Origin of the sequence: Streptomyces sp. NPDC097619, assembly GCF_040302735.1 — a bacterium.
Classification (GTDB): domain Bacteria; phylum Actinomycetota; class Actinomycetes; order Streptomycetales; family Streptomycetaceae; genus Streptomyces.
Map to the genome: position 1 here is coordinate 38,643 of NZ_JBEOSD010000032.1, position 22,118 is coordinate 60,760.

Here is a 22,118-nt window from a genome sequence, read left to right on the forward strand (position 1 = left end):
GCGGCCCCCACCGGCGTGCACTGGATATGTGAACCCGCTGATGGATATGCAGAAGGCCCCCGACGGCCCCCCGGAAGGCGAACCCGGCGGCGCCGGCGCCCGCCCCTCCCGCCGTCACCCCCGCGGACTCGCCACCCTCGTCCTCGCCGAGATGTGGGAGCGGTTCAGCCTCTACGGCATGGTCGCCATCCTCGTCACCTTCCTCGCGGCCTCACCCGCCCACGGCGGCATGGGCCTCGACAGCGGCACCGCCAAGGCCGTCGAGGGCGTCTACATGGCGATGATCTCCCTGCTCGCCCTGCCCGGCGGCTGGATCGCCGACCGCGTCACCGGCGCCCGCCGCGCCGTCCTCTGGGGCGGCCTGATCATCACCGCCGGCCACGTCCTGCTCGCCGTCCCCGGCCGCGGCTTCGTCTGGCCCGGCCTCTTCCTCATCGTCCTCGGCACCGGCCTGCTCAAGCCCAACATCTCCGCCCTCGTCGGCCGCCTCTACGCCGCCGACGACGACCAGCGCCGCGACGCGGGCTACTCGCTCTTCTACATGGGCATCAACCTCGGCGCCGTCATCGCCCCGATCGTCGTCGGCTACCTCGGCGAGGAGGTGGACTGGCACCTCGGCTTCGGCGCCGCCGCCGTCGGCATGGCCCTGGGACTGGTCCAGTACGTCCTGGGCGGCCGCCGCCTCACCGCCTCCCTGCGCCACGAACCCGTGGTCCGCCTCACCCCGGCCGAACGCACCCGCCTGCTGCGCTCCGGCGGCCTGGGCGCCCTCGGCACCGCCGTCCTCATCCTGGTCCTGGTCCTCGGGCACCTCTTCGACGTGGACACCGTCACCTTCGTCCTCACCGTCGTCGCCGTGGTGGTGCCGGGCTGCGTCCTGTTCTCCATGTACCGCAGCCCGAAGGTCACCACGACGGAGCGGACCCGGCTGCGCGCCTACGTCTGGCTGTTCCTCGCCGCCACCCTGTTCTGGATGGTCTACGACCAGATGGGCAACGAACTGATCGACTTCGCGGCCACCCGCACCGACCTGTCCGTCCTCGGTTGGCACATCCCCGCCAGCTGGACCCAGACCATCCCCTCCCTGTTCGTGATCGCCCTGGCCCCGCTGTTCGCCTCCTTCTGGGTCCGCCGAGGCCGCCGGATGAGCACCCCGCTCAAGTTCGGCCTGGCCCTGCTCCTGGTCGGCGCCTCCTTCCTCGTGATGTCCGCCGCCGCGGCCATCGCCTCGCACGGGGTGCGGGTCTCCCTGATGTGGCTGGTCGGCGTCTACCTGATCCAGGTCATGGGCGAGATGTGCCTCTCCCCGGTCGGCCTGTCGGTCACCACGAAGCTGGCCCCGCGCGCCTTCACCAACCAGATGATGGGCGTCTGGTTCCTCGCCGCCGCCACCGGCGACGGCATCGGCGGCCAACTGCCCCGCCTCGACCCGGTCCTCGGCCAGAGCCTCAACTTCCTCTGGCAGGGCGCCCTGGTCATCGCCGCCGGCACCGCCATGGTCCTCTTCACCCGCCGCCTCAAGACCCTGGCCGGCGAATCCACCCCGCCCCCGGCAACCGCGCCGGCCACGGCCTGACGGGGACGGGGGAGCGGGCAGGGGCCGGGGACCGGGTCCGCTCCGACGGGAGCGGGAGCGCCCGGTCGCCTTACCTCCGGGGTAATCGACCGGAGGTGCGGGCGGCGGCATCGTGAGGGGTGTCGGGTTCCGGGGTCGCGCACTCGGGTCCGGGGCCCGGCAGTCCCCGTCCGCCTTCCGCCGAGGAGGTCCGCCCCATGTCCGCGACCCTGATCACCGCAGTCGCCCGTACCGCCCGGCCCTGGTCCGCGCTGCGCCGGTTCCTGGCGCTGGACGCCCTGGTCACCGGGGCCAACGGGCTGGCGTACGCCCTGTTCCCGGCGCCCCTCGGCCGGCTCCTCGGGGTCGAGGAGGGGCTGCTGTGCGAGCTCGGCGTGCTGCTGGCCGTCTACGCGGCGGCCGTGGGCCTGCTCTCCTCCCGGGAGCGGCCCGCCCCGGCCGGCGTCGGGGCCGTGGTCGGGGTGAACACCGCCTGGGCCGTGCTCAGCCTGGCCGCCCTGGTCCTGTACTTCGAGCCGACGACGGCCGGGGTCGTGTGGATCCCCCTCCAGGCGCTGACCGTGGCCGGGTTCGCCGCCCTCCAGGCGCTGGCGCTGCGGTCAACCACCGACTGAGCGCAGGTACTTCACCGTCGCCGGGTCGGCCGGGAGCATCGTCTCGATGGCCAGCTCGGCGACGGTCACGTCCAGCGGGGTGTTGAAGGTGGAGATCGAGGACACGAAGGACAGCAGCTGCCCGTCGTGCTCGATCACGAGCGGCAGCGCGAAGTACGGCACCGGGGCCGGTGGTTCGGCCTCCGGGGTGGGGTCGGGATGCGGGTACGCCGCCACCTCCTCGTACAGCGCGCGCAGCTCCTCCGAGCGCCCCAGCACCAACTGCCGCTCCATCTGAGCCAGCAGGTGCCCCCGCCACTCCGGCAGGTTGCGGATCCGCGGGGCCAGGCCCTCCGGGTGCAGGGTGATCCGCATCGCGTTGAGCGGCGGTTCCAGCAGGTGCTCGGGCAGCCCGTCGAGGAGCATCAGTACGCCCCGGTTCGCCGCCACCACCCGGTACGCGCCGTCCACGATCAGCGCCGGATAGGGCTCGTATCCCGCGAGCAGCCGCTCCAGCCCCTCCCGCAGGGTGTCCAGCGCCGGGTCCTCCAGCGGGGTCTGCCGGAACCGCGGCTCGTAACCGGCGGCCACCAACAGCGCGTTGCGGTCCCGCACCGGCACCTCCAGCCGGTCGGCCAGCCGCAGCAGCAGCTCCTCACCGGGCCGTGACCGGCCCGTCTCGATGAAGCTGAGGTGCCGCGAGGAGGAGTCGGCCCGCTGGGCCAGTTCCAGCTGGCTCAACCCCCGCCGCACCCGCCACGTGCGCAACAGCGCCCCCACCGCCGTACCGGTACCCGTCGTCGTCATGGTCGTGACAGTAGCGGGGAGCGGTCCGGGCCGCTCCCCGCCGTCATTCCGGACGGGGCCGGATCAGCCCAGGTCCAGGGCGTTGCGCAGGCCCAGCCGGTAGCGGAACAGGTCCTGCCGTCGCACCTCCGCCAGCTCCGGGGGCCGGAACATCGACACCACCCGACAGGGCTCGGCCGCGGAACCGGACTGTCCAAGAAGGGCGTTCACCGCGGCCCGCGCCGACGCGTTCGCCCCCTCCATGGTGGCCAGGTCGATGTCCACCGCCACGTAGTCCCCGCACAGGAAGAAGTTCGGGACGCGGGTGCGCGCCGTCGGCCGGTCGTACAGGGTGCCCACCGGGTGGATCAGCAACTCGTCCTCGTTCACCGGGTGCGGGGTGCCCAGGCCGTCCACCCCCGGGTCCAGGAACCACGAGTGCAGGGCGGAGTCCCGCAGCACGGTCCGCCCCGAGTCGTTCAGGGCGGCCTTCAACTGCGCCCACACCTCCCGGGCGACCTCCTCCCTGGTGCACTGCTTGGCCGTCCGCCCGTACAGGATCCCCGGCTTGTCCCACTCGGACACGTCCACGGACAGGCAGTCCACCACCGACCCGTCCCCGTAGTCCGTGGCGAACCGCCGGCGCGGCCAGTGACCGGCCTGCTGGATCCCCGTCAACGCCCAAGGGGAGTCGACGCAGTTGAAGTGGCCGCGCACCAGTGGGGCGCGCTCGGTGAGGTAGAACTGGATCCCGGTCATCCAGTCCGTCCGCAGCCGGTCGCAACGCCCCAGCATCGGGTCCGCCGACCGCAGTCCGGGACTCCAGGTGCGGCGGGCGTGCTCCACCGGCAGGGCCGACACGTAGTGGTCGGCCGTCTCGGTCCGGACCGCCCCGGTCGGGTCCGCCAGCTCCACCCCGCTGACCAGGCCGTCCGCCCACCGCACCTGACGCACCGTCCAACCCATCCTGAACTCCACGCCGAGGGAACGCAGATGGGTCTCCCACGGGTCGATCCACGCCTCGTTCGTCGGCAGGTTCAGGATGCGGTCCGGCGGGCCGTCCGCGCCGCGCCCCAGCGCGTTGAACACGAAGGCCTCGCCCAGGGTGCCCACCGTGCGCGTGGACGCCTCCTCGGCCTTCGTCGCCACGATGTTGCGGGTCACGCCGACCGCGAGGATCCGCTGGTACTCGTACGACATCCGCTCCGCCCGCACGAACTCCCACCAGGGCGTCCGCTCCCATACCTCGTCGCGGCGCTCCTGGCAGCTCGTCAGGAACACCAGGGCCCGGTTCACGAAGTACGCCGTCTCGTGCAGCGGCAGCCGCCCCAGGGTCTCGACCAGCCCGGTCAACGCGCGCCGCAACTCGTCCAGGGTGAGGCGGGCCGGCCGGTGCCCGGGCCACGGAATGGGGGCCCGCAGGTCCTCCCGACCGCCCGAACGGGCGAACATCATCTCCGGGGGAGCGACCAGGTTGTCCCAGACGCCGTTCGGATTCCCCTCGAACGGGATCCGCCGCAGCGTGTCGGGGAGGTTGTGGTAGATCCCCGGGATGAAACGGAACCCGTGCTCGGCAGGCAACGGCCTGCGACCGCCGCGCGCGCTGCCCGGCACCCCCATGCTGCGGGCCTTCCCGCCCAGGGCCCGTCGCTCGTAGACGGTCACCGCGAAGCCCCGCTCGGCGAGTTCGTGCGCCGCGGTCAACCCGGCGACCCCGCCGCCGAGCACCGCCACCCGCGGGCCCGTCGCCCGGGCGGGTTCCGTGGCGCCGGACCGTTCCGGCCGTGGCGAGGCCGACGCCCCGCCCGGTAAGGCTCCGGCCGCGGCCGTGCCCGCGGCCACTCCCGTGATGAACGTACGTCTCGACGTCATGCGCCCTCCGCTGCTCCCGCTACTGCCCGGTAACCGTCGCGTCCGGCGCAGGAGCCTAGAAGGGCCGCCCCCGGCACGGAAGGCACGGGAGCGGCCCCGCCGCACTATGGCGCGAACCCTTCCCCCCGCGCCCCCCTGTGGGACGCTGGAGGTCCACCGTTCACGGGAGGAGCCGCCATGGCGCTGGAACCGCTGTCGCAGAAGGAGATCGAGGACCGGCTGCGGGAGCTCCCCGGCTGGGCCGTCACCGGGGACCGGCTCGGCCGCACCTTCCGCCTCGACGGTCATTTCGCGGCGGCCGCCCTGGTCCTGGCCATCGCCGCCGTCCAGGAGGAGCTGGGCCACCACGCCGACCTCACCCTCGGGTACGACACCGTCGCGCTGGCCGTGAACACCCACTCGGCGGGCGGCTCGGTCACCGCGAAGGACTTCGCCCTCGCCGAACGCGTCCGCGACCTGGCCCCCGGCCTCGGCGCCCACTGACCCCTCTCGCCCGATGACGCCCGGCGGCCGGTACCGCACCCCCGGGCGGGCCCGGACGACGCTGTGGGGAGCGGGCCGCCGCCTCCGGGGGCGCGCCCGCCCGCGCACGGACGGGGCGGCGGTCGCGGTACGAACCAGCGGCCCTGGACGACGTCACCCTCCCCCGCGCGGACGGGGCGGCGGAAGCCCGGCGGACGCCCGCCCCGTACCGGCGTGATCGTGATCCGGCCCCGTCCGGCACGGACCCGTCCGCCCCTCAGCCCCCGGGCCCCAAGGCCCTTCCTGCCCCGGGGCCCCGTCAGTCCCACGCCCCCGCGTCGGCCGCCTCGCGGGCGTACGCGGCGAACTCCCGCGGGGCCCGGCCCAGGGCCCGCTCCACCCCGTCCGACACGGGCGTGTTCCGGCCGTCGAGGATCCCGGCGAACAGCTCCGCCAGGAATCCCGCCTCCGGCCCGGGCAGTCCGTACCCCTCCAGCAGGGTCGCGTACTCGGCCGTCGACACCGCCTCGTAGCGCACCTCCCGGCCCGCCGCCCGGCCGATCTCCATGAGCGCCTCCCCGAAGGTGAGCGCCCGTGGACCGGTCACCTCGTACACGGCCCCGGCCGGCGCGGCACCCGTCAGGACCGCCGTCGCCACCTCCGCCACGTCCTCGGCCGTCACGAACGGCTCGGCCGTCGCGCCGGCCGGGAACGCCAACCCGCCCCCGATCACCGCCTCCCGGAACAGGCCCTCGCTGAAGTTCTCGGCGAAGAACGCCGCCCGCACCGCGGTCACCTCCGCCCCCGCCTCCCGCAGCGCCGCTTCGGCACGGACGGCCCCCGCCTCACCTCGTCCCGACAGCACCACCAGCCGCCGCACCCCGTGCGCGACCGCCTGCCGCCCGAACTCCCGCAGCGCCGGCACCGCTTCGGGTACCGCCAGCTCCGGGTAGTACGCCACGTACGCGAGGTCCGCCCCCGCCAACGCCGGTCCCCAACCCGCCGGATCCTCCCAGTCGAAACGGACCTCCCCGGTACGGGAACCGGCCCGCACCCCGTACCCGAGCTCGGTCAGCCGCTCCGCCACCCGCCGCCCGGTCTTCCCCGTCGCCGTCGTCACCAGCACGACCGGCGCGCTCCCGTCCCCCCGCGGTCCGGACTGCCGCTCTCCGTACTGCCCGGTGTTCCGGCCCGTGTGCCGCCCCGTGTACTGCCCCGTGTTCTGAGTCATGGCACCAGCCTCGCCGCCGCGCCGCCCGACGACCATGTCCCACCGGCTCGTTCCCATGTCCGTGCGTCCAGCCGCCGTTAAGCTCGCACGGGTGGACGCGCTGACGGGACTGCTGAACGGGCCGAGGGCCCAAGGGGCCTTCATCCTGCGGATGGTGATGCGGACGCCCTGGTCGGTACGGATCGAGGACGAGGCCCCGCTGTGCCTGATGCGGGTCCGCCACGGCGAGGTGTGGATCGAGCCGGCGGAGGGGGAGCCGGTCCGGCTGGCCGCCGGGGACGTGGCCGTCACCCGCGGACCCGCCCCGTACACCGTGACCGGCCGCCCCGGCACCCCGCCGAGGGTCGTCGTGGACGCGGCGGGGGACTGCCGCACGCCGGAGGGCGAACCCCTCGGCTCCGTCATGAAGCTCGGCGTACGCGCCTGGGGCGACGGGGACGACGGGGACGCGGGGTTGCTCGTCGGCACCTATCGGATGGCGGGGGAGATCGGCGGCCGGCTGCTCTCCGCCCTGCCGCCGCTGCTGGTGCTGCCCGCGGGGGAGGCGGACTGCCCGTTCGGGCCCGTGCTCGACGCGGAGAGCGCCAAGGAGGGGCCCGGCCAGGAGGTGGTCCTCGACCGGCTCCTGGACCTGCTGCTGATCGACGTGCTCCGGGCCTGGTTCTCGCGCCCCGAGGGGCGACCGCCGGGCTGGTACCGGGCGTTGGGTGATCCGGTGGCCGGGCCCGCGCTCCGACTGATCCACGACACCCCGGCCCGGCCCTGGACGGTGGCCTCGCTGGCCTCGGCCGCCGGGGTGTCCCGGGCTGCCTTCGCACGTCGCTTCACCGAACAGGTGGGAGAGCCGCCCATGGCCTATCTGACCGGTTGGCGGCTCTCCCTCGCGGCCGACCTGTTGCGGGACACCGACGACACGGTGGAGTCGGTGGCCCACAAGGTCGGCTACAGCGGTTCCTTCGCGCTGAGTTCGGCCTTCAAACGGGTCCGGGGGATCAGCCCGAGCCGCCACCGCGAACTCGCCTGAGGGCCCCGCGGACCACCCGCCCGGCGCGCCGCCGGGCCCGGGTCCTTCAATTCCAGTCGAAGCCGTCCGGGTCCGGACCGATCCGCTTGCCGGAGTCCAGGGCACCGAGCGCGGCGAGGTCGGCCTCGTCCAGCTCGAAGCCGAACACGTCCAGGTTCTCCCGGATCCGCGACGGGGTCACGGACTTCGGGATGGCCACGTTGCCCAGCTGGAGGTGCCAGCGCAGCACCACCTGGGCGGGGGTGCGGCCGTGCTTGGCGGCGGCGGCCGTCACGGCCGGTGCCGCCAGCAGCTCCTTGCCCTGGCCCAGCGGGGACCAGGCCTCGGTGGCGATGCCGTACTCGGCGTGCACCGCGCGCAGTTCGGCCTGCGAGAAGAACGGGTGCAGCTCGATCTGGTTCACCGCGGGCACGAGACCGCTCTCGGAGCGCAGCCGCTCCAGGTGCGCGGGCTGGAAGTTGGACACGCCGACGGCCTTGGCGCGACCGCTGTCGGCGATCTCCTCGAAGGCCTTCCAGATGGCCGGGTAGTCCCCGCGCATCGGGCGCGGCCAGTGGATCAGGTACAGGTCGACGTAGTCCAGGCCGAGCCGGGACAGGGAGGCGTCGAACTCGCGGAGGACGTTGTCCCGGCCCCAGGACTCGTTCCCGCTGTTCCACAGCTTGGTGGTGACGAAAAGTTCCTCTCGCGGCAGACCCGCGTCGGCGATGGCCTTGCCGGTGCCGGTCTCGTTCTCGTAGACGGCCGCGGTGTCGATGCTGCGGTAGCCGGCCTCCAGGGCCGTGCCGACCGCGGCGGCCGCCTCGTCGTCCGGCACCTGCCAGACGCCGAAGCCGAGCTGCGGCATCAGCGTGCCGTTGTTGAGCTTGATGGACGGGACCTGCTGGGCATCCTGGTTCACGGCGGGCGATTCCCTCGTGTAGTCGTGCACGTACGAGGACCCACAACCGGCCACCGGTCCGCCCTATTCCCGCCGGCCTGACCGGATCGTGCGGGTCTACCGGGGCGATGGGCGGCGGATGCCTTGCCGCGCCCGGGGCGCCTGCCGCGTCACGTGTGAAGGTGCAATGTCACAGGTGAGCCCGCAACGTCACCCCACACCGTGACACCCCACCCACCCCGACATGCGCCGCCCCGCCTCACCCCGCCCCCCGCGTCACTCCGTCCGCCCCAGGTACGCCTCCCGGACCGCCGGGTCGGCCCGCACCTCCGCCGGAGTCCCGGCGGCCAGGACCCGCCCCAGGTCCAGGACGACCACCCGGGTGCACAGCTCCATCACGAAGGCCACGTCGTGCTCGACGAGCAGCACCCCGCACCCCTCCTCCTCGGCCAGCCCCCGGACGACCGAGGCCAGCACCTCCCGCTCGGGTCCCGCCATGCCGGAAGCCGGCTCGTCGAGCAACAGCACCCGGGGCGGATCGGCCACCGCCCGGGCCAGCTCCACCATCCGCGCCCGCCCCACCGGCAGCCCTCCCGCCGGCCCCTCCGCCGCCTCCGACAACCCGCAGGCCGCCAGCACCGCCGCGCCCCGCTCCCGCCGGGCCCGCAGCGCGGCCCGCCGGGACCGCCCCGGCCCCCGCCACTCCTGGGCCACCAGCAGGTTGTCGGCGACGCTGAGCTGACCGAACAGCTGCTGGCGCTGGAAGGTCCGGCGCATCCCGTGCCGGGCCCGCCACACGGGGGACCGCCCCGTGACGTCCGCGCCCTCCAGGAGCACCCGCCCCCGGTCCGGGCGCCGGATCCCGGAGACCACGTCGAAGAGAGTGGTCTTGCCGGCCCCGTTCGGCCCGATCAGCCCGCACACCTCCCCGGCCGCCAGCTCCAGGGAGACCCCGTCCAGGGCCGTGACCCCGCCGAACCGCACCCCCGCCCCCCGGACCTCCAGCACCGTCCCACCCGCCTCCGCCCCCGACCCAGCCTCCGCCCCGAGCCCGTTCACACCCGCTCCTCCCTCACACCCGCTCCACCCGCGTTTCCGGCCCTCCGCCCGGCCCCACCCCCGCCCCACCCGAGCCCGCCCCGCCCGTTCACGGGGCGATCCCCAGATAGGCGTCCGCGAGCCGGTCGGCGCGGACCTCCGCGCGCGGCCCGCACCAGGTGACCCGGCCGTCGGCGAGGTAGGCCACCCGGTCCGCGATCGCCAGCGCCCCGACCGCCCGTTCCTCGACCAACAGCAGGGCCGTCCCCGCGTCGCGCAGCTCCGCGAGCAGCGCGTACACCTCCTCCACCACCTGCGGGGCGAGCCCCAGCGCGGGTTCGTCCGCGATCAGCACCCGGGGCGGCCGCTGGAGCAGCGGGGCCAGGGCGAGCATCTGCTGCTCCCCACCGGACAGGGAACCGGCGGGCACCCCGCGGCGGCGGCCCAGCCGCGGGAAGCGTTCGTAGACCGCGGTCCGGTCGGCGGCCCCCGGCAGCTGGAGGGCGAGGTTCTCGGCGATGCTGAGGCCCGGGAAGATCCCGCGCCCTTCGGGGGCCAGCAGGATCCCGCCGCGGGCCCGCCGCACCGGCCCGTCCGCGGTGGCCTCACGGCCGTGCGCGAGCACCCGCCCGCGCACGACGGGCAGCGCGCCCGCGGCCACCCGGCAGGCGGTGCTCTTGCCGGCGCCGTTCGGCCCCAGGAGGGCGAGTACCTCTCCGGCCCGTACCGACAGGTCCACCCCGCGGAGCACGCTCCCGCCGTCGTAGCCCGCCCACACGCCCCGCAGCTCCAGCGCCGCGGCCCCGTCTCCGCTCCCGCCGAGAGATCCCGGGCCCGCGGGCGTCGCATCCCCGCCCGCACCCCCGGAAGCCGCACCGGGACTCCCGCCCCCGGCCCCCGAAACCTCGTGCCCGGACCCGGAACCCGCTCCGGCCCCGGACCCGGCCCCCGAAGCCGCGCCGTCCGGCACGGGCCCGGTCCGCGCATCCTCGGCCCCGGCCTTCGCCCGCACTCCCGCGCGCCGGCGCGCCAGCCGCTGCGGGACCGCCGCGCAGTACCCGTCCGGATCGTTGGCGAGAGCCAGGCCCGCCAGGCCGAACAGCATCACGGGCAGGTGCGCGGAGTCCGTGACGTGCCGCTCCAGGAGGGGCGGTACGAGGACGAACACCAGCCCGGCCACCACGGCGTACTGCGGCCTGCGCACCCCCGCCGCGACCACCACCGCCAGCCACACCAGGCCGGTCATGGCCGTGAAGTCGGTGGCCGTGATCCGGGTGCTGAACGAGGCGTACATGACACCACCGAAGCCCGCGAGCCCCGCCGACAGGGTGAACAGCAACAGCTGGGTCCGGACCACGGAGATCCCCGAGGCCATCGCGGCGGCGGGCGCGGACCGCACGGCGAGCATGGCGCGGCCCGCGGGGGAGCCCCGCAGCGCCGTCAGCCCGGCCGTCACCAGCACCACCAGGACGAGGGCGGCCACCCCGAAGGCCCGGTCGTCGGCGAGGTCCACGGGCCCGATGACGGGCCGCGGCACCGCCCAGCCCTGGTCGCCGTTGCGCAGCCATCGCAGTTGGAAGAGGACCTGGTCGGCGAGGAAGGCGAGGGCCAGCGTCGCCAGGGCCAGGGTCCGGCCGCCGAGCCGCAGCGCGGGCAGCGCCACCACGGCGCCGAGCACCGCCGCCCCGCAGGTGCCGACGAGGGCGGCCGCCAGGAAGGGCCAGCCGTGCCCCATCAGCAGCCCCGCCAGCAGGGCCGCGCCCGTCACGAAGGCCGCCTGCGCCAGCGACACCATCGCGCCGAGCCCCGTGACCACCGTGAACGACATGAAGACCAGCCCCAGCGCCAGCCCCTGGGCCAGCGCCCCGCTCCAGAACGGCGTGGTCACGGTGTAGAAGGCGGCGCCCAACAGGGCCGCGGCGATCGCCCAGGGCCCCCACCGCCGCCACCAGGACAGTCCGGCCAGGTGGTCGGGCGCGGGGGCGTCGGCGGCCGCGGTGCCCGCCGTCCGGCGGCGCCGGGTCAGGACCAGCAGCCCCGCGAAGAGGATCAAGAAGGGCACCGCCGTACGGAATCCGGTGATCCGCTCGGCGAAGGAGGCGTACCCGGCCACCAGGTTCTGTACGACGCCCAGGGCCAGCCCGCCCGCGAAGGCCAACGGCACCGACACGAAGCGGCCCAGCGCCGCCGCCGTGGCCGACACGAACAGGAACAGCGTGAAATCGTGCGCGGACAGCCCCAGCAGGGGAGTGGCCAGCACCCCGGCCAGTCCGGCCAGGGCCGAGGCCAGCATCCAGGCCGTCGTGGACAGCCGGTCGGCGCTGACGCCCCGCAGCTCGGCCAGCTCCCGCTGGTCCACGGCCGCCCGCAGCCGCAGTCCGAGCCGGGTGTGCCGCATGAGCGCCCACAGCGCGGCCGCGACCACGGCCGTGGCCACCCAGGTGATCACCTGGTCGGAGTCCACGCCCACGCCGTCCATCAGCTGCCAGGACACCGCCGGGCTGGGACCGACGCCCGGCAGCCCGAACTGGTTCTCCGCCGGCACCACCGGCGCCCCGGCCCGCTCCAGCAGCTCCACCGCCCACAGCCCCGCCGCCGGCAGCGCCACCAGCAGGCCGATCGTCGCCACGATCTGCGCGGTCTCGCCCGCCTTCGCCAGCCGCCGGAACATCAGCCGGTCCAGGCCCCAGCCGATCCCGGGCGCCAACACGCACACCGTGAACAGCGCCGTCGGCACCGCCGGCCAGCCGAAGCCCGACCGCAGCTCGTGGAAGGCCAACGCGCACAGGTAGGCGGTGGCCCCGTGCGCGAAGTTGAACAGCCCGGACGCCGAGTACGACAGCACCAGGCCGGTGGCCAGGAGCGCGTACAGCGCCCCCGACACCAGCCCGCTCAGCACGAAGGCCAGCAGGTCACCCATGCCCGGACCCCGCTTCCCGGTCCCCGCTCCGCGACCCGGTCACCCGAAGGGGACGGGCCGGTGGCAGGCGAACGGCACCGAGACCTCGTACCGGCCGTTCCTGAGCTGCACCAGTGCCCCGCAGCCGAAGCTCTCCTTCTGCGCCTTGGCCCCGCTCCGGTCGCCGACGAGGGTCCCCGTGTCGGAGAAGGCGGCCGCGGCGGCCTGGAAGGACTCCGGGGTGAGGTTCCGTCCGGCCTTCTGCGCGATGGCGAGGAACAGGTCGGCCGACATGTACCCGGTCAGCATGTGCATGTTCAGGGGGACGTCCTTGCCGCCCGCGGCCGCCTTGATGTCGGCCTTGAACCGCTCCATGGCCGGATCGGCGGACTCGAAGGGCTGGAACTGGAGCAGCACGTGCACCCCGTCCAGGGCCTTGCGGGTGGTCTCCTGGGCCAGCAGTCCCGGGTCGTAGTCGGTGGGGTCGGTGAGCAGGCCGGTGTACCCGCCGCGCTTGAGCGCGGTGAACAGGCCGATGTTGCTGGGGGTCTGCATGACGGAGACCACGGCGTCGGGGGCCTTGCCGCCGTTGCTGCGGAGGATCTCCTTCGTGTAGGCGGACCAGTCGCTGGGGACGGCCGTCGCCGGTACGGAGGGCTTGGCGTAGGACACGGTGAACCCGGCGGCCGCGAAGCCCCGGCCGAAGGTGCGCACGCCGAACTTCCCCGCGTCGCTGTCGTTGGCGATGATCGCGACGGACTTGCCCGCGCTGCCGCCGAGCACCTTCTTCACGCCCTCGGGCCAGGTCTGGTTGATGGTGCCGCCGGGCATCGGGACGAGGCAGCCGTTGAAGCCGTAGATGTACTTCGGCCCGCAGAAGGAGGGCAGGGTGCCCCAGCCGAACACCGGCACCTTCGACTGCTCCAGGAAGTCCGCTCCCGAGAAGGTCACCGAGCTCATCGGCGCCACCGCGAACACCTTCTCCTGCTGCACCAGCTTGCGGGCCGCGGCCATGTTCCGGCCGGGGTCCTGACCGTCGTCCTCGGCGCCCAGGTACGCGACGCGGCGGCCGTTCACCCCGCCCTCGGCGTTCGCGCGCTGGTAGCGGGCCCGGGCTCCGAGGTCGGTGTCCTTCTTGCTGTAGCCGCCGGCCGTGGTCATGGAGACGATCCCGCCGACCGTGATGGCGTCGGCGCTCACCCCGCGCACGGCGGCCCCGCCCGGTGCGGCCGAGCCCTTCGGGTCGCGGCTGTCGGCGGCGGAGTTGCAGGCGGTGACGAGCGCGAGGGCCGCCACCGCGGCGGCCAGCGTACGGAACGGTCGCGACATGGACTCTGGTCCCCTCCGTCGGAATCCCCGCATTCTGGAGCGGACCTGACGGGTCGTCAATATTCATCGCAGGGTAAAATGACGATGCGTCAGATTGCTCGGACGCGTCGGGGCGCCGGGTGCGCGGGGCGGGAGTCGCCGGTCCGAGGTCCGACCCAGGTGCCATGTCACGCATCAGCCCGTAACGTCACACATGAACCAACAACGTGACGCATCAACCAACAACGTGACGCGTGAACCGACAACGTGACGCGCGAACCCCACCATGTGCCGCCCGGCCCCGCCCGCCACCGAGCCGCCCCCGGACGCTCACCTCCGCGCGCGCCTACTCCGGATACAAGGCGGCGACCTCCGCCGCGTACGCCCGCTCGATGGCCCGCCGCTTCAGCTTCAGCGAGGGCGTCAACAGACCCCGCTCCTCCGTGAACGGCTCCGCCAGCACCCGGAAGGTACGGATGGCCTCCGCGCGCGAGACGAGGCTGTTCGCCGCCACCACCGCCCGCCGCACCTCCGCCGTCAGCTCAGCGTCCCGCACCAGCCGGTCCGGCGGCACCGCGGGCCGCCCCCGCATCGACAACCAGTGCGCCACCCCGTCCAGGTCCAGGGTCAGCAGCGCCGCCACGTACGGCCGGTCGTTCCCCAGCACGATGCACTGGTCCACCAGCGGATGCGAACGGACCCGGTCCTCCAGCGCCGCGGGGGAGACGGTCTTCCCGTTCGAGGTGACCAGGACCTCCTTCTTCCGGCCCGTGATCGTCAGGTACCCGTCCTCGTCGAGCCGCCCCAGGTCCCCGGTGGCCAGCCAGCCCTGCCGCAGCACGGCCGCCGTCGCCTCCGGATCGTTGAGGTACCCGGCGAACACGTGCGGCCCGTGCAGCCACACCTCGCCGTCCGGGGCGATGTGCACCGTGGTCCCCGGCACCGGCCGCCCCACCGTCCCGTACTTCACCGCCTCCGGGGGGTTCGCCGTCGCCGCCGCGCAGGTCTCGGTCAGCCCGTACCCCTCCAGCACCGACACCCCGGCCCCCTCGAAGAACAGCCCCAGCCGCCGCGACATCGCCGAACCCCCCGACATCGCGTACCGCACCCGCCCCCCGAGGGCCTCCCGCACCTTCGCGTACACCAGCCGGTCGAAGACCTGGTGCTGGACCCGCACCACCGCCGAGGGCCCCGTCCCCGCCCCGAACCGCTGCTGTTCGCGCGCCTCCGCGTACCGCACGGCCGTCTCCACCGCCCGCTCGAACGGCGCCGACCGCCCCTCCGCCTCGGCCTTCCGCCGCGCCGCCGCCAACACCTTCTCGAAGACCCGGGGCACGGCCAATACGAACGTCGGCCGGAAGGCCGCCAGATCCGGCAACAACCGGTCCGCCGTCATCACCGCCTGGTGCCCCAACTTCACCCGGGCCCGGACCGCCGCCACCTCCACCATCCGCCCGAACACGTGCGCCAACGGCAGGAACAGCAAGGTCGCCGGAGCCTCACCCGGCCGGTACCGGAACACCTCCGCCCACCCGGCGACCATCGTGTCCGTCTCGTACATGAAGTTCGCGTGCGTCAGCACGCACCCCTTCGGCCGGCCCGTGGTCCCCGAGGTGTAGATCACCGTCGCCACCGAATCGGGGGTCACCGCCCGCCGGTGCCGGTGCACCAACCCGTCGGAGACCTGCGCCCCCGCGGCCGTCAACCCGGCCACGGCCCCCGCGTCCAACTGCCACAGCCGGGCCAGCCGCGGCAACCGGTCCACCACCGACCCCACCGTCATCGCCTGGTCCTCGTCCTCCACCACGCAGGCCGTCACTCCCGCGTCGTGGAGCATCCACCACACCTGCTCGGCGGAGGAGGTCGGGTACACCGGCACCGGCTGCGCCCCGACCGACCACAGGGCGAAGTCGAAGAGCGTCCACTCGTACCGGGTCCGCGCCATGATGGCCACCCGGTCCCCGAATCGGACCCCCTCCGCCAACAGCCCCTTCGCCAGGGCCAGTACCTCATCGCGGAACTCCGCCGAGGTCACGTCCCGCCACGCCCCGTCCGCCCCGCGACGCCCCATCGCGACCCGGTCCGGATCCGTGCCGGCGTGCGCGTACACCGCGTCGGCCAGCCCGCCGACCGGAGGAGCCGTCACCACGGCAGGTACGGTGCATTCGCGCAAGGCCGCTCCCCCATCCGCCGCTCCGCATCAGCACAGCGGCGGCGACGCTACCCGACCGACGGGCACTCCGCGCCCCGGTCGCAAGATCCCACCCCAACTCGTCACCGGCGGGCTCCGACAGCCGGGACCGGGGCGACGCCGATACCCGCCGGCCCCGGCCGGGCGGCCCCACCGCGGCCCCCGCCCGGACCGAGGCCCGGCGGAGGAACCTCCAGCTCCGCAGGCGCCCCGGCCCGTCACCCCCGCCCCTCCGGAAGCAGCCGATCCCCACCCCCCAGAATCGCCCCGGCCAACGCCTCCACCGCCCCCGCGACCCCATCCGACCCCCGCCCCTGCTCCCGCTCACCCCGCACGAGCACGAACTCCACCGCCCCCAACTCCGGCAGCCCCGCCCGCTCCGGCACCCGCACCAGCCCCGGCGGCACCAGCCCCTTCGTGTGGGCCATCACCCCCAGCCCGGCCCGCGCCGCCGCCGTCAGCCCGCTCAGGCTCCCGCTCGTACACGTGATCCGCCAGGACCGCCCCTCCCTCTCCAGCACCTCCAGCGCCCGCGCCCGGGTGATCGCCGGCGGCGGGAAGAGGATCAGCGGCACCGGACGATCCGGGTCCACCCGCACCCCCTCCGCCCCGATCCACACCATCCGGTCCCGCCACACCAACTGCCCCCGCCGGTCCCCGGGCCGCCGCCGCTTCGCGAGGACCAGGTCCAGGGCCCCCGCCGCCAGCCGCTCGTACAGCACCCCCGACAGCTCCACCGAAAGCTCCAGGTCCACCTCCGGATGGGCCCGCCGGAAGGACTCCAGGATCTCCGGCAGCCGCGTCGACACGAAGTCCTCCGAGACGCCGAACCGCAGCCGCCCCCGCAGCCGGGTCCCCGAGAAGAAGGCCGCGGCCCGCTCGTGGGCCGCCAGGATCGTCCCGGCGAAGCCGAGCATCGCCTCGCCCGCCTCCGTCAGCTCCACCCGGTGCGTGTCCCGTGTGAACAGCCGGCAGCCCGCGGCCTCCTCCAGCCGCCGCACGTGCTGGCTCACCGTCGACTGCCGCACCCCCAACCTCCCCGCGGCCCCCGTGAAGCTCAGCGTCTGCGCCACCACCAGAAAAGTCCGCAGGTGGGCGGGCTCGTACAGGTCATCGGACATGCCCCCACGCTACGCCCGCCCATCGCGAAGAGCGATGACAGTGACCACGGCGTACGGGATTCCCGATCGCCACCCCACCCCGGAAGATGGAAAGGACCCACCCGCCCGATCCACCCCGCCCCGCCCCGCCCCCACGGACCCGACCGCCTCACCCCCCCCACACCCGCCCACCCACCACCGAACCGAACGAGGCCATGCCCGCCCCGCGCCCCACCACACCGCACCCCAACCCCGGCCACGCCACCACCCCCGGCCGCCCCACCCTCCGGGCCCGCCTCACCCGCAAGAACGGCGGCGGCCCCCGCCGCCCCCGCCGCTTCCCCCTGGACCCCTACGTCCTCGCCCTCCTCGCCACCGTCGGCGTCGCCGCCCTGCTCCCCGCCCGCGGAGCCACGGCCACGGCCGCCGGCACCGCCGCCGACGCGGCCGTCGCCCTGCTCTTCTTCCTCTACGGCGCCCGCCTGTCCACCCGCGAGGCCCTGGACGGACTGCGCCACTGGCGGCTCCACCTCACCGTCCTCGCCTGCACCTTCCTGCTCTTCCCGCTGCTCGGCCTGGCAGCCCGCGGACTGGTCCCCACCCTGCTCACCGAGCCCCTCTACCAGGGCCTGCTCTTCCTCTGCCTGGTCCCCTCCACCATCCAGTCCTCGATCGCCTTCACCTCCATCGCCCGCGGCAACGTCCCCGCCGCGCTCTGCGCCGGGTCCTTCTCCAGCCTCGCCGGGATCGTCCTGACCCCCCTCCTCGCCGCCCTCCTCCTCGGCGGCGCGGGCGGATTCTCCGCCGACTCCCTGCTCAAGATCGCCGTGCAGCTCCTGCTGCCCTTCCTCGCCGGGCAACTCCTGAGGCGCTGGGTCGGCGGCTTCCTCACCCGCCACAAGAAGACCCTCGGGTACGTGGACCGGGGCTCGATCCTCCTCGTCGTCTACAGCGCCTTCAGCGCGGGCATGACCGCCGGGATCTGGCACCGGGTCAGCCCCGGCCGCCTGGGCGCCCTCTTCCTCGTGGAAGCCGTACTGCTCGCCGCGATGCTCGCCCTGACCTGGTACGGGGCCCAACGCCTCGGCTTCGGGCGCGAGGACCGCATCGCGATCCAGTTCGCCGGCTCGAAGAAGAGCCTCGCCGCCGGCCTCCCCATGGCCAGCGTGCTCTTCGGGCCCCAAGCCGCCCTCGCGGTGCTCCCGCTCATGCTGTTCCACCAGATGCAGCTGATGGTCTGCGCGGTCATCGCCCGCCGCCGCGCCGACGACCCCCTGCCCGCCGATGGTGTGGCGCAGGTCTCGGTCCCGGCCGCTCGGCCCTGATGGCCAGGGCCGATAGCTTTCCGTGGTGACCTGGATACGGCCCACCGCACGGCCCTGCACTCTCGTCGTCTGCCGCGGCTGCTGCTGCGGCAACTCCCGCAAGCACCCCGACGTCGACCACGACCGGCAACTGGCCCGGCTGGAGTCCGCCGCCGCGGAGTCCGGCGGCACCCTCGCCGTCCGCACCTCCGAATGCCTCGGCCCCTGCGAGCAGGCCAACGTGATCGTCGTCCAGCCGTCCGCCGAAGGACGCCGCCGCGGCGCCCGCGCCGTCTGGATCGGCTGGGCGAAGGACGACGACTGCACCGACGCCCTCCTGGAGTGGGCCGCCGCCGGCGGCCCCGGCGTCACCCCGCTGCCCCCCGTCCTCGACCTCCAGCGCATCGAACCACCAGCGGACCGCACCGACCGACCCGCCCGCGCGGCCCGCTCCGCCCGCGTCCGCTCCGGCCGCCGCCGCTGACACCCGGCCCGGCACGGCGCCCGTGGACACCGGGCCCGTGCCCGCCGAGCCCCTACCCGCCGAGGGGGAAAGCGCCGGAACCGTGGGGCCCGCGCACGCCGCGCCCGCCCCCCTACCCCCCGACTTCCCGCTCCTCGGGAACGAGCACCCGCTCCGCACCGGCGTACACGTTCATCGAATCGCCCCGCAGGAAGCCCACCAGCGTCAGCCCGGACTCCACCGCCAGGTCCACGGCCAACGACGAGGGCGCGGACACGGCCGCCAACACCGGGATCCCCGCCATCACGGCCTTCTGCACCAGCTCGAACGAGGCACGGCCCGACACCATCAGCACCGACGACCGCAGCGGCAGCCCCCCGGCCCGGAAGGCCCGCCCCACGACCTTGTCCACGGCGTTGTGCCGGCCCACGTCCTCCCGCAGGTCCAGCAGCTCGCCCTCAGCGGAGAACAGCCCCGCCGCGTGCAGCCCGCCGGTCCGGTCGAAGACCCGCTGCGCGGCCCGCAACCGATCGGGGAGCACCGCCAACAGCTCCGCCGTGACCCGCACCGGATCCCCGTGGGGTGCCGGGAACCGGCTCGCCGTCCGGACCGCGTCCAGGCTCGCCTTCCCGCACAGCCCGCACGAGGACGTGGTGTACACGTTCCGTTCCAGGGTGATGTCGGGGACCGGCACACCCGGGGCGAGCCGCACGTCCACCACGTTGTAGGTGTTGGACCCGTCGTCCGTGGCGCCGGCGCAGTACACGACCGACTGGACCTCCTCGGCCCGGCCGAGCACCCCTTCACTGACGAGGAACCCCACGGCCAACGCGAAATCGTCCCCCGGCGTCCGCATCGTCACCGCCAGGGGCCGGCCGTTGAGGCGTATCTCCATCGGCTCCTCGGCCACGAGGGTGTCCGGCCGCCTGCTGACCCGCCCGGACCTGATCCTCACGACCGGCCGGCGTTCGGTGACCCGTCCCATGCTCTGCTGCCCGCCTGTTCCTCGGTGCGTCCGACGCCGGGTGCTCGTGACTCCCTCCGCCGCTGCCCCCATTCTCGGACACCGTCCCGGAACGGCGGAGCTGCGGCTCCCCGTCCGTCTCCCCGGCGGGATCCTCGGAACTCTCCAAAGAAGACCGGCCGAACCTGTCGGATCACGCGCCCCCGTACCGGTTGGTAGCGAGCAAAGCTGAAGGATCCTGACTGCCGTACAAGGGGGGTACCTCACCCATGACAGGTTCACGCGTGGTCGCGCTGGGGCACTACCAGCCCGCCAAGGTCCTCACCAACGAGGACGTCGCCGAGCTTGTCGACACCAGCGACGAGTGGATCAGGACGCGGGTGGGCATCAAGACCCGCCACGTGGCCGGACCCGAGGAGCCGGTGGACGAGCTCGCCGCCCAGGCCGCCGGAAAGGCCCTGGCGAGCGCCGGGCTGACGCCCGCCGACATCGACCTCGTGCTCGTGGCCACGTCCACGGCCATCGACCGGTCCCCGAACATGGCCGCCCGCGTCGCGGCCAAGCTCGGCATGGGCTCGCCCGCCGTGATGGACATCAACGTGGTCTGCTCCGGCTTCACGCACGCGCTGGCCACCGCCGACCACGCGATCCGCGCGGGCTCCGCCACCCGCGCCCTGGTCATCGGTGCCGACAAGATGACCGAGATCACCGACTGGACCGACCGCACCACCTGCGTGCTCACCGGGGACGGCGCGGGAGCCGCCGTGGTCGAGGCCGCCGAGGAGCCGGGCATCGGCCCCGTGCTGTGGGGCTCCGTGCCCGAGATGGGCCACGCCGTCCGCATCGAGGGCACCCCGCCCCGCTTCGCCCAGGAGGGCCAGGCCGTCTACCGCTGGACCACCAGCAGGCTTCCCCCGCTGGCCCGCCAGGTCTGCGAGAAGGCCGGCATCACCCCCGAGGACCTCGCGGGCGTGGTCCTCCACCAGGCCAACCTGCGCATCATCGAGCCGCTCGCCCAGCGGATCGGCGCGGTGAACGCCGTCGTGGCCCGGGACGTCATCGACTCCGGCAACACCTCGGCGGCCTCCATCCCCATGGCCCTGTCGAAGCTCGTCGAACGCGGCGAGATCCCCACGGGCGCCCCCGTGCTCCTCTTCGGCTTCGGCGGCAACCTCTCCTACGCGGGCCAGGTCATCCGCTGTCCCTAGGGGAGTCCCCGGGCGGGTGGTCCCCGAGAGGGATGCCGATTGATCCCGTGGACTGACGAATGTCCGGTCCGCTCCTCCCAGGATGGAGGGGACCGCACAGCCGTACGCCCCAGGAGCACCCGCCCCATGAACGCCAAGAAGGTCGTCCTCGTCACCGCCGGAGTCTGCGTCTCCCTCGGCTTCGCCGCCGCCGTCGCGGCCCCCGCCGCGAAGGAGTGGTTCGAGGGCCGCCACGAGCAGTCCGCCTCCTACGCCACCGGCAAGCAGGCGAAGGAAGCCCGTAGCTCGGTGCCGCGCTGGCTCCCGGACGACGCGAGCTCCGTGCGGTACGCGATGAAGACGACCGGCGGGGAACGCCTCCTCAAGGCCACCCTCAAGGACGTCCGCCTCCCGGCGGGCTGCGCCCCGGCCGCCACCGGGGCGAAGGGTCCCGAGCTGAAGGCCGACTGGTTCCCCGCTGCCGCGCAGGACCGCAACACCTCCCGTTGCGGGGCGTACTACCTGTACCTGGACGGGGACACCCTGTACGGCTGGCAGCGGCACGAGGACTGGGTCGAGGCCAACAGGACCGGGGCAGCGACCTGACCACGGGAAACGTGGTTCGGATGCACCTCGAACGCCTGGTATTGTTGTCCATGTCGCCGCGGGAAACCGGGGCCGACCACCTGGTCCGGGTGGCGGAATGGCAGACGCGCTAGCTTGAGGTGCTAGTGCCCTTTATCGGGCGTGGGGGTTCAAGTCCCCCCTCGGACACAGAGACGGATCCCCCTCCTCGTACTGAGGAGGGGGATCCGCTGCGTTGTGCCGCCGTGTTCGGCCGATCAGGGGCGCCGCGCCCGTGTCGCTGTCGGAAGTGCGGTCCCGTACACCTCCCGAGGTGGTGTAGTGTTCTCCGAGCTGCCCGACGTGAGCGCCGACCCCGGTCGGTCCCCGAGCAGCCATTCCGCAGGAACCATTCGAACGAAGCGAATACCTCGCGACGTTTTCATGCGTTCTTTCGAAATGTGGATTCAGTGAACCGCCGATTAGGCGGAGAGCCGAGAACCCGCTAAAGTCTCATTCGTCGGAACGGCCGCAAGGCCTGAAAGACAAATCCCGCCGACCGGGAATCAGCGCCGAAAGGATCTGATAGAGTCGGAAACGCAAGAACGAAGGAAGCGCCCGGAGGAAAACCCGCGAGGGTGAGTACGAAGGAAGCGTCCGCACCTTGAGAACTCAA

18 protein-coding genes and 1 tRNA gene are annotated in these 22,118 nt (G+C 73.9%); 9 read left to right on the forward strand and 10 right to left on the reverse strand.

Translation table 11 applies throughout. The annotated features are described in order from the left end of the window. Positions 1-40: 40 nt before the first annotated feature. Complete coding sequence (locus ABTZ17_RS11985) at positions 41-1,576, forward strand: peptide MFS transporter (RefSeq protein WP_352195443.1); 1,536 nt, start codon at positions 41-43, stop codon at positions 1,574-1,576. A 197-nt stretch (positions 1,577-1,773) separates the two neighbouring features. Further along, on the forward strand, positions 1,774-2,190 hold the full coding sequence (locus tag ABTZ17_RS11990; RefSeq protein WP_352195444.1) for a hypothetical protein: 417 nt from the start codon (positions 1,774-1,776) through the stop codon (positions 2,188-2,190). Here ABTZ17_RS11990 and ABTZ17_RS11995 read toward each other — a convergent pair. Together ABTZ17_RS11995 and ABTZ17_RS12000 are read right to left on the reverse strand one after the other, a co-directional pair. Continuing rightward, a complete protein-coding gene (locus ABTZ17_RS11995; protein WP_352195445.1) occupies positions 2,176-2,976 on the reverse strand; it encodes a helix-turn-helix domain-containing protein in 801 nt (266 codons plus the stop codon). The two genes, ABTZ17_RS11990 and ABTZ17_RS11995, sit on opposite strands and share 15 nt — an antisense overlap. A 63-nt stretch (positions 2,977-3,039) precedes the next feature. Further along, positions 3,040-4,827 (reverse strand): hydroxysqualene dehydroxylase, encoded by a 1,788-nt coding sequence (locus tag ABTZ17_RS12000; protein ID WP_352195446.1) that lies wholly within the window; start codon positions 4,825-4,827, stop codon positions 3,040-3,042. A 177-nt stretch (positions 4,828-5,004) separates the two neighbouring features. Here ABTZ17_RS12000 and ABTZ17_RS12005 point away from each other — a divergent pair, with 177 nt between their 5' ends. Further along, positions 5,005-5,310 carry a 4a-hydroxytetrahydrobiopterin dehydratase gene (locus ABTZ17_RS12005; protein WP_352195447.1) on the forward strand — a complete coding sequence of 102 codons (306 nt, stop codon included), beginning with the start codon at positions 5,005-5,007 and terminating at the stop codon, positions 5,308-5,310. Positions 5,311-5,608: 298 nt separating this feature from the next. Here the strand turns inward: ABTZ17_RS12005 and ABTZ17_RS12010 are convergent, their stop codons facing one another. Next, a complete protein-coding gene (locus ABTZ17_RS12010; protein ID WP_352195448.1) occupies positions 5,609-6,520 on the reverse strand; it encodes a Rossmann-fold NAD(P)-binding domain-containing protein in 912 nt (303 codons plus the stop codon). A 91-nt stretch (positions 6,521-6,611) separates the two neighbouring features. Here ABTZ17_RS12010 and ABTZ17_RS12015 point away from each other — a divergent pair, with 91 nt between their 5' ends. Next, on the forward strand, positions 6,612-7,544 hold the full coding sequence (locus ABTZ17_RS12015) for an AraC family transcriptional regulator (RefSeq protein WP_352195449.1): 933 nt from the start codon (positions 6,612-6,614) through the stop codon (positions 7,542-7,544). Between the two features lie 46 nt (positions 7,545-7,590). Here the strand turns inward: ABTZ17_RS12015 and ABTZ17_RS12020 are convergent, their stop codons facing one another. The 6 genes from ABTZ17_RS12020 to ABTZ17_RS12045 form a co-directional block, all read right to left on the reverse strand. Beyond that, positions 7,591-8,391 (reverse strand): aldo/keto reductase, encoded by an 801-nt coding sequence (locus ABTZ17_RS12020; RefSeq protein ID WP_352195461.1) that lies wholly within the window; start codon positions 8,389-8,391, stop codon positions 7,591-7,593. 309 nt (positions 8,392-8,700) lie between these two features. Next, positions 8,701-9,483, reverse strand: coding sequence for an ABC transporter ATP-binding protein (locus ABTZ17_RS12025; protein WP_352195450.1), 783 nt, complete (start codon positions 9,481-9,483; stop codon positions 8,701-8,703). Positions 9,484-9,571: 88 nt separating this feature from the next. Beyond that, entirely contained in the window at positions 9,572-12,382 is a 2,811-nt protein-coding gene (locus tag ABTZ17_RS12030; protein ID WP_352195451.1) for an ABC transporter permease subunit, read from the reverse strand. Positions 12,383-12,421: 39 nt separating this feature from the next. Further along, positions 12,422-13,690 carry an ABC transporter substrate-binding protein gene (locus ABTZ17_RS12035; protein WP_352195452.1) on the reverse strand — a complete coding sequence of 423 codons (1,269 nt, stop codon included), beginning with the start codon at positions 13,688-13,690 and terminating at the stop codon, positions 12,422-12,424. Between the two features lie 325 nt (positions 13,691-14,015). After that, positions 14,016-15,842 (reverse strand): AMP-dependent synthetase/ligase, encoded by a 1,827-nt coding sequence (locus ABTZ17_RS12040; RefSeq protein WP_352195453.1) that lies wholly within the window; start codon positions 15,840-15,842, stop codon positions 14,016-14,018. 236 nt (positions 15,843-16,078) lie between these two features. Then, positions 16,079-16,969 carry a LysR substrate-binding domain-containing protein gene (locus ABTZ17_RS12045; protein WP_352195462.1) on the reverse strand — a complete coding sequence of 297 codons (891 nt, stop codon included), beginning with the start codon at positions 16,967-16,969 and terminating at the stop codon, positions 16,079-16,081. Positions 16,970-17,175: 206 nt separating this feature from the next. Between ABTZ17_RS12045 and ABTZ17_RS12050 the strand changes: the two genes are divergently transcribed. Beyond that, entirely contained in the window at positions 17,176-18,285 is a 1,110-nt protein-coding gene (locus tag ABTZ17_RS12050; protein WP_352195454.1) for a bile acid:sodium symporter family protein, read from the forward strand. A gap of 25 nt (positions 18,286-18,310) precedes the next feature. Next, complete coding sequence (locus tag ABTZ17_RS12055; protein WP_352195455.1) at positions 18,311-18,748, forward strand: (2Fe-2S) ferredoxin domain-containing protein; 438 nt, start codon at positions 18,311-18,313, stop codon at positions 18,746-18,748. A 112-nt stretch (positions 18,749-18,860) separates the two neighbouring features. On the opposite strand, the gene fdhD is transcribed toward ABTZ17_RS12055, so the two are convergent. Beyond that, a complete protein-coding gene (fdhD, locus tag ABTZ17_RS12060; protein WP_352195456.1) occupies positions 18,861-19,712 on the reverse strand; it encodes a formate dehydrogenase accessory sulfurtransferase FdhD in 852 nt (283 codons plus the stop codon). Between the two features lie 248 nt (positions 19,713-19,960). On the opposite strand from fdhD, the gene ABTZ17_RS12065 reads away from it, so the two are divergent. The 3 genes from ABTZ17_RS12065 to ABTZ17_RS12075 all read left to right on the forward strand — a co-directional run bounded on the left by ABTZ17_RS12065 (position 19,961) and on the right by ABTZ17_RS12075 (position 21,652). Then, entirely contained in the window at positions 19,961-20,899 is a 939-nt protein-coding gene (locus ABTZ17_RS12065) for a beta-ketoacyl-ACP synthase III (RefSeq protein WP_352195457.1), read from the forward strand. Positions 20,900-21,025: 126 nt separating this feature from the next. Beyond that, on the forward strand, positions 21,026-21,484 hold the full coding sequence (locus tag ABTZ17_RS12070) for a hypothetical protein (protein WP_352195458.1): 459 nt from the start codon (positions 21,026-21,028) through the stop codon (positions 21,482-21,484). Positions 21,485-21,567: 83 nt separating this feature from the next. Beyond that, positions 21,568-21,652: transfer RNA gene (locus ABTZ17_RS12075), tRNA-Leu, on the forward strand. The last annotated feature ends 466 nt before the right edge of the window (positions 21,653-22,118 follow it).

Excerpts from the sequence above, each read along its gene's own strand:
- ABTZ17_RS12010 (WP_352195448.1), bottom strand. The coding sequence starts at position 6,520 with ATGACTCAGAACACGGGGCAGTACACGGGGCGGCACACGGGCCGGAAC.
- ABTZ17_RS11985 (WP_352195443.1), top strand. The coding sequence starts at position 41 with ATGGATATGCAGAAGGCCCCCGACGGCCCCCCGGAAGGCGAACCCGGC.
- ABTZ17_RS12005 (WP_352195447.1), top strand. The coding sequence starts at position 5,005 with ATGGCGCTGGAACCGCTGTCGCAGAAGGAGATCGAGGACCGGCTGCGG.
- ABTZ17_RS12000 (WP_352195446.1), bottom strand. The coding sequence starts at position 4,827 with ATGACGTCGAGACGTACGTTCATCACGGGAGTGGCCGCGGGCACGGCC.
- ABTZ17_RS12030 (WP_352195451.1), bottom strand. The coding sequence starts at position 12,382 with ATGGGTGACCTGCTGGCCTTCGTGCTGAGCGGGCTGGTGTCGGGGGCG.
- ABTZ17_RS12065 (WP_352195457.1), top strand. The coding sequence starts at position 19,961 with ATGACAGGTTCACGCGTGGTCGCGCTGGGGCACTACCAGCCCGCCAAG.
- ABTZ17_RS12050 (WP_352195454.1), top strand. The coding sequence starts at position 17,176 with ATGCCCGCCCCGCGCCCCACCACACCGCACCCCAACCCCGGCCACGCC.
- ABTZ17_RS11995 (WP_352195445.1), bottom strand. The coding sequence starts at position 2,976 with ATGACGACGACGGGTACCGGTACGGCGGTGGGGGCGCTGTTGCGCACG.
- ABTZ17_RS11990 (WP_352195444.1), top strand. The coding sequence starts at position 1,774 with ATGTCCGCGACCCTGATCACCGCAGTCGCCCGTACCGCCCGGCCCTGG.
- ABTZ17_RS12070 (WP_352195458.1), top strand. The coding sequence starts at position 21,026 with ATGAACGCCAAGAAGGTCGTCCTCGTCACCGCCGGAGTCTGCGTCTCC.
- fdhD (WP_352195456.1), bottom strand. The coding sequence starts at position 19,712 with ATGGGACGGGTCACCGAACGCCGGCCGGTCGTGAGGATCAGGTCCGGG.
- ABTZ17_RS12020 (WP_352195461.1), bottom strand. The coding sequence starts at position 8,391 with ATGCCGCAGCTCGGCTTCGGCGTCTGGCAGGTGCCGGACGACGAGGCG.
- ABTZ17_RS12035 (WP_352195452.1), bottom strand. The coding sequence starts at position 13,690 with ATGTCGCGACCGTTCCGTACGCTGGCCGCCGCGGTGGCGGCCCTCGCG.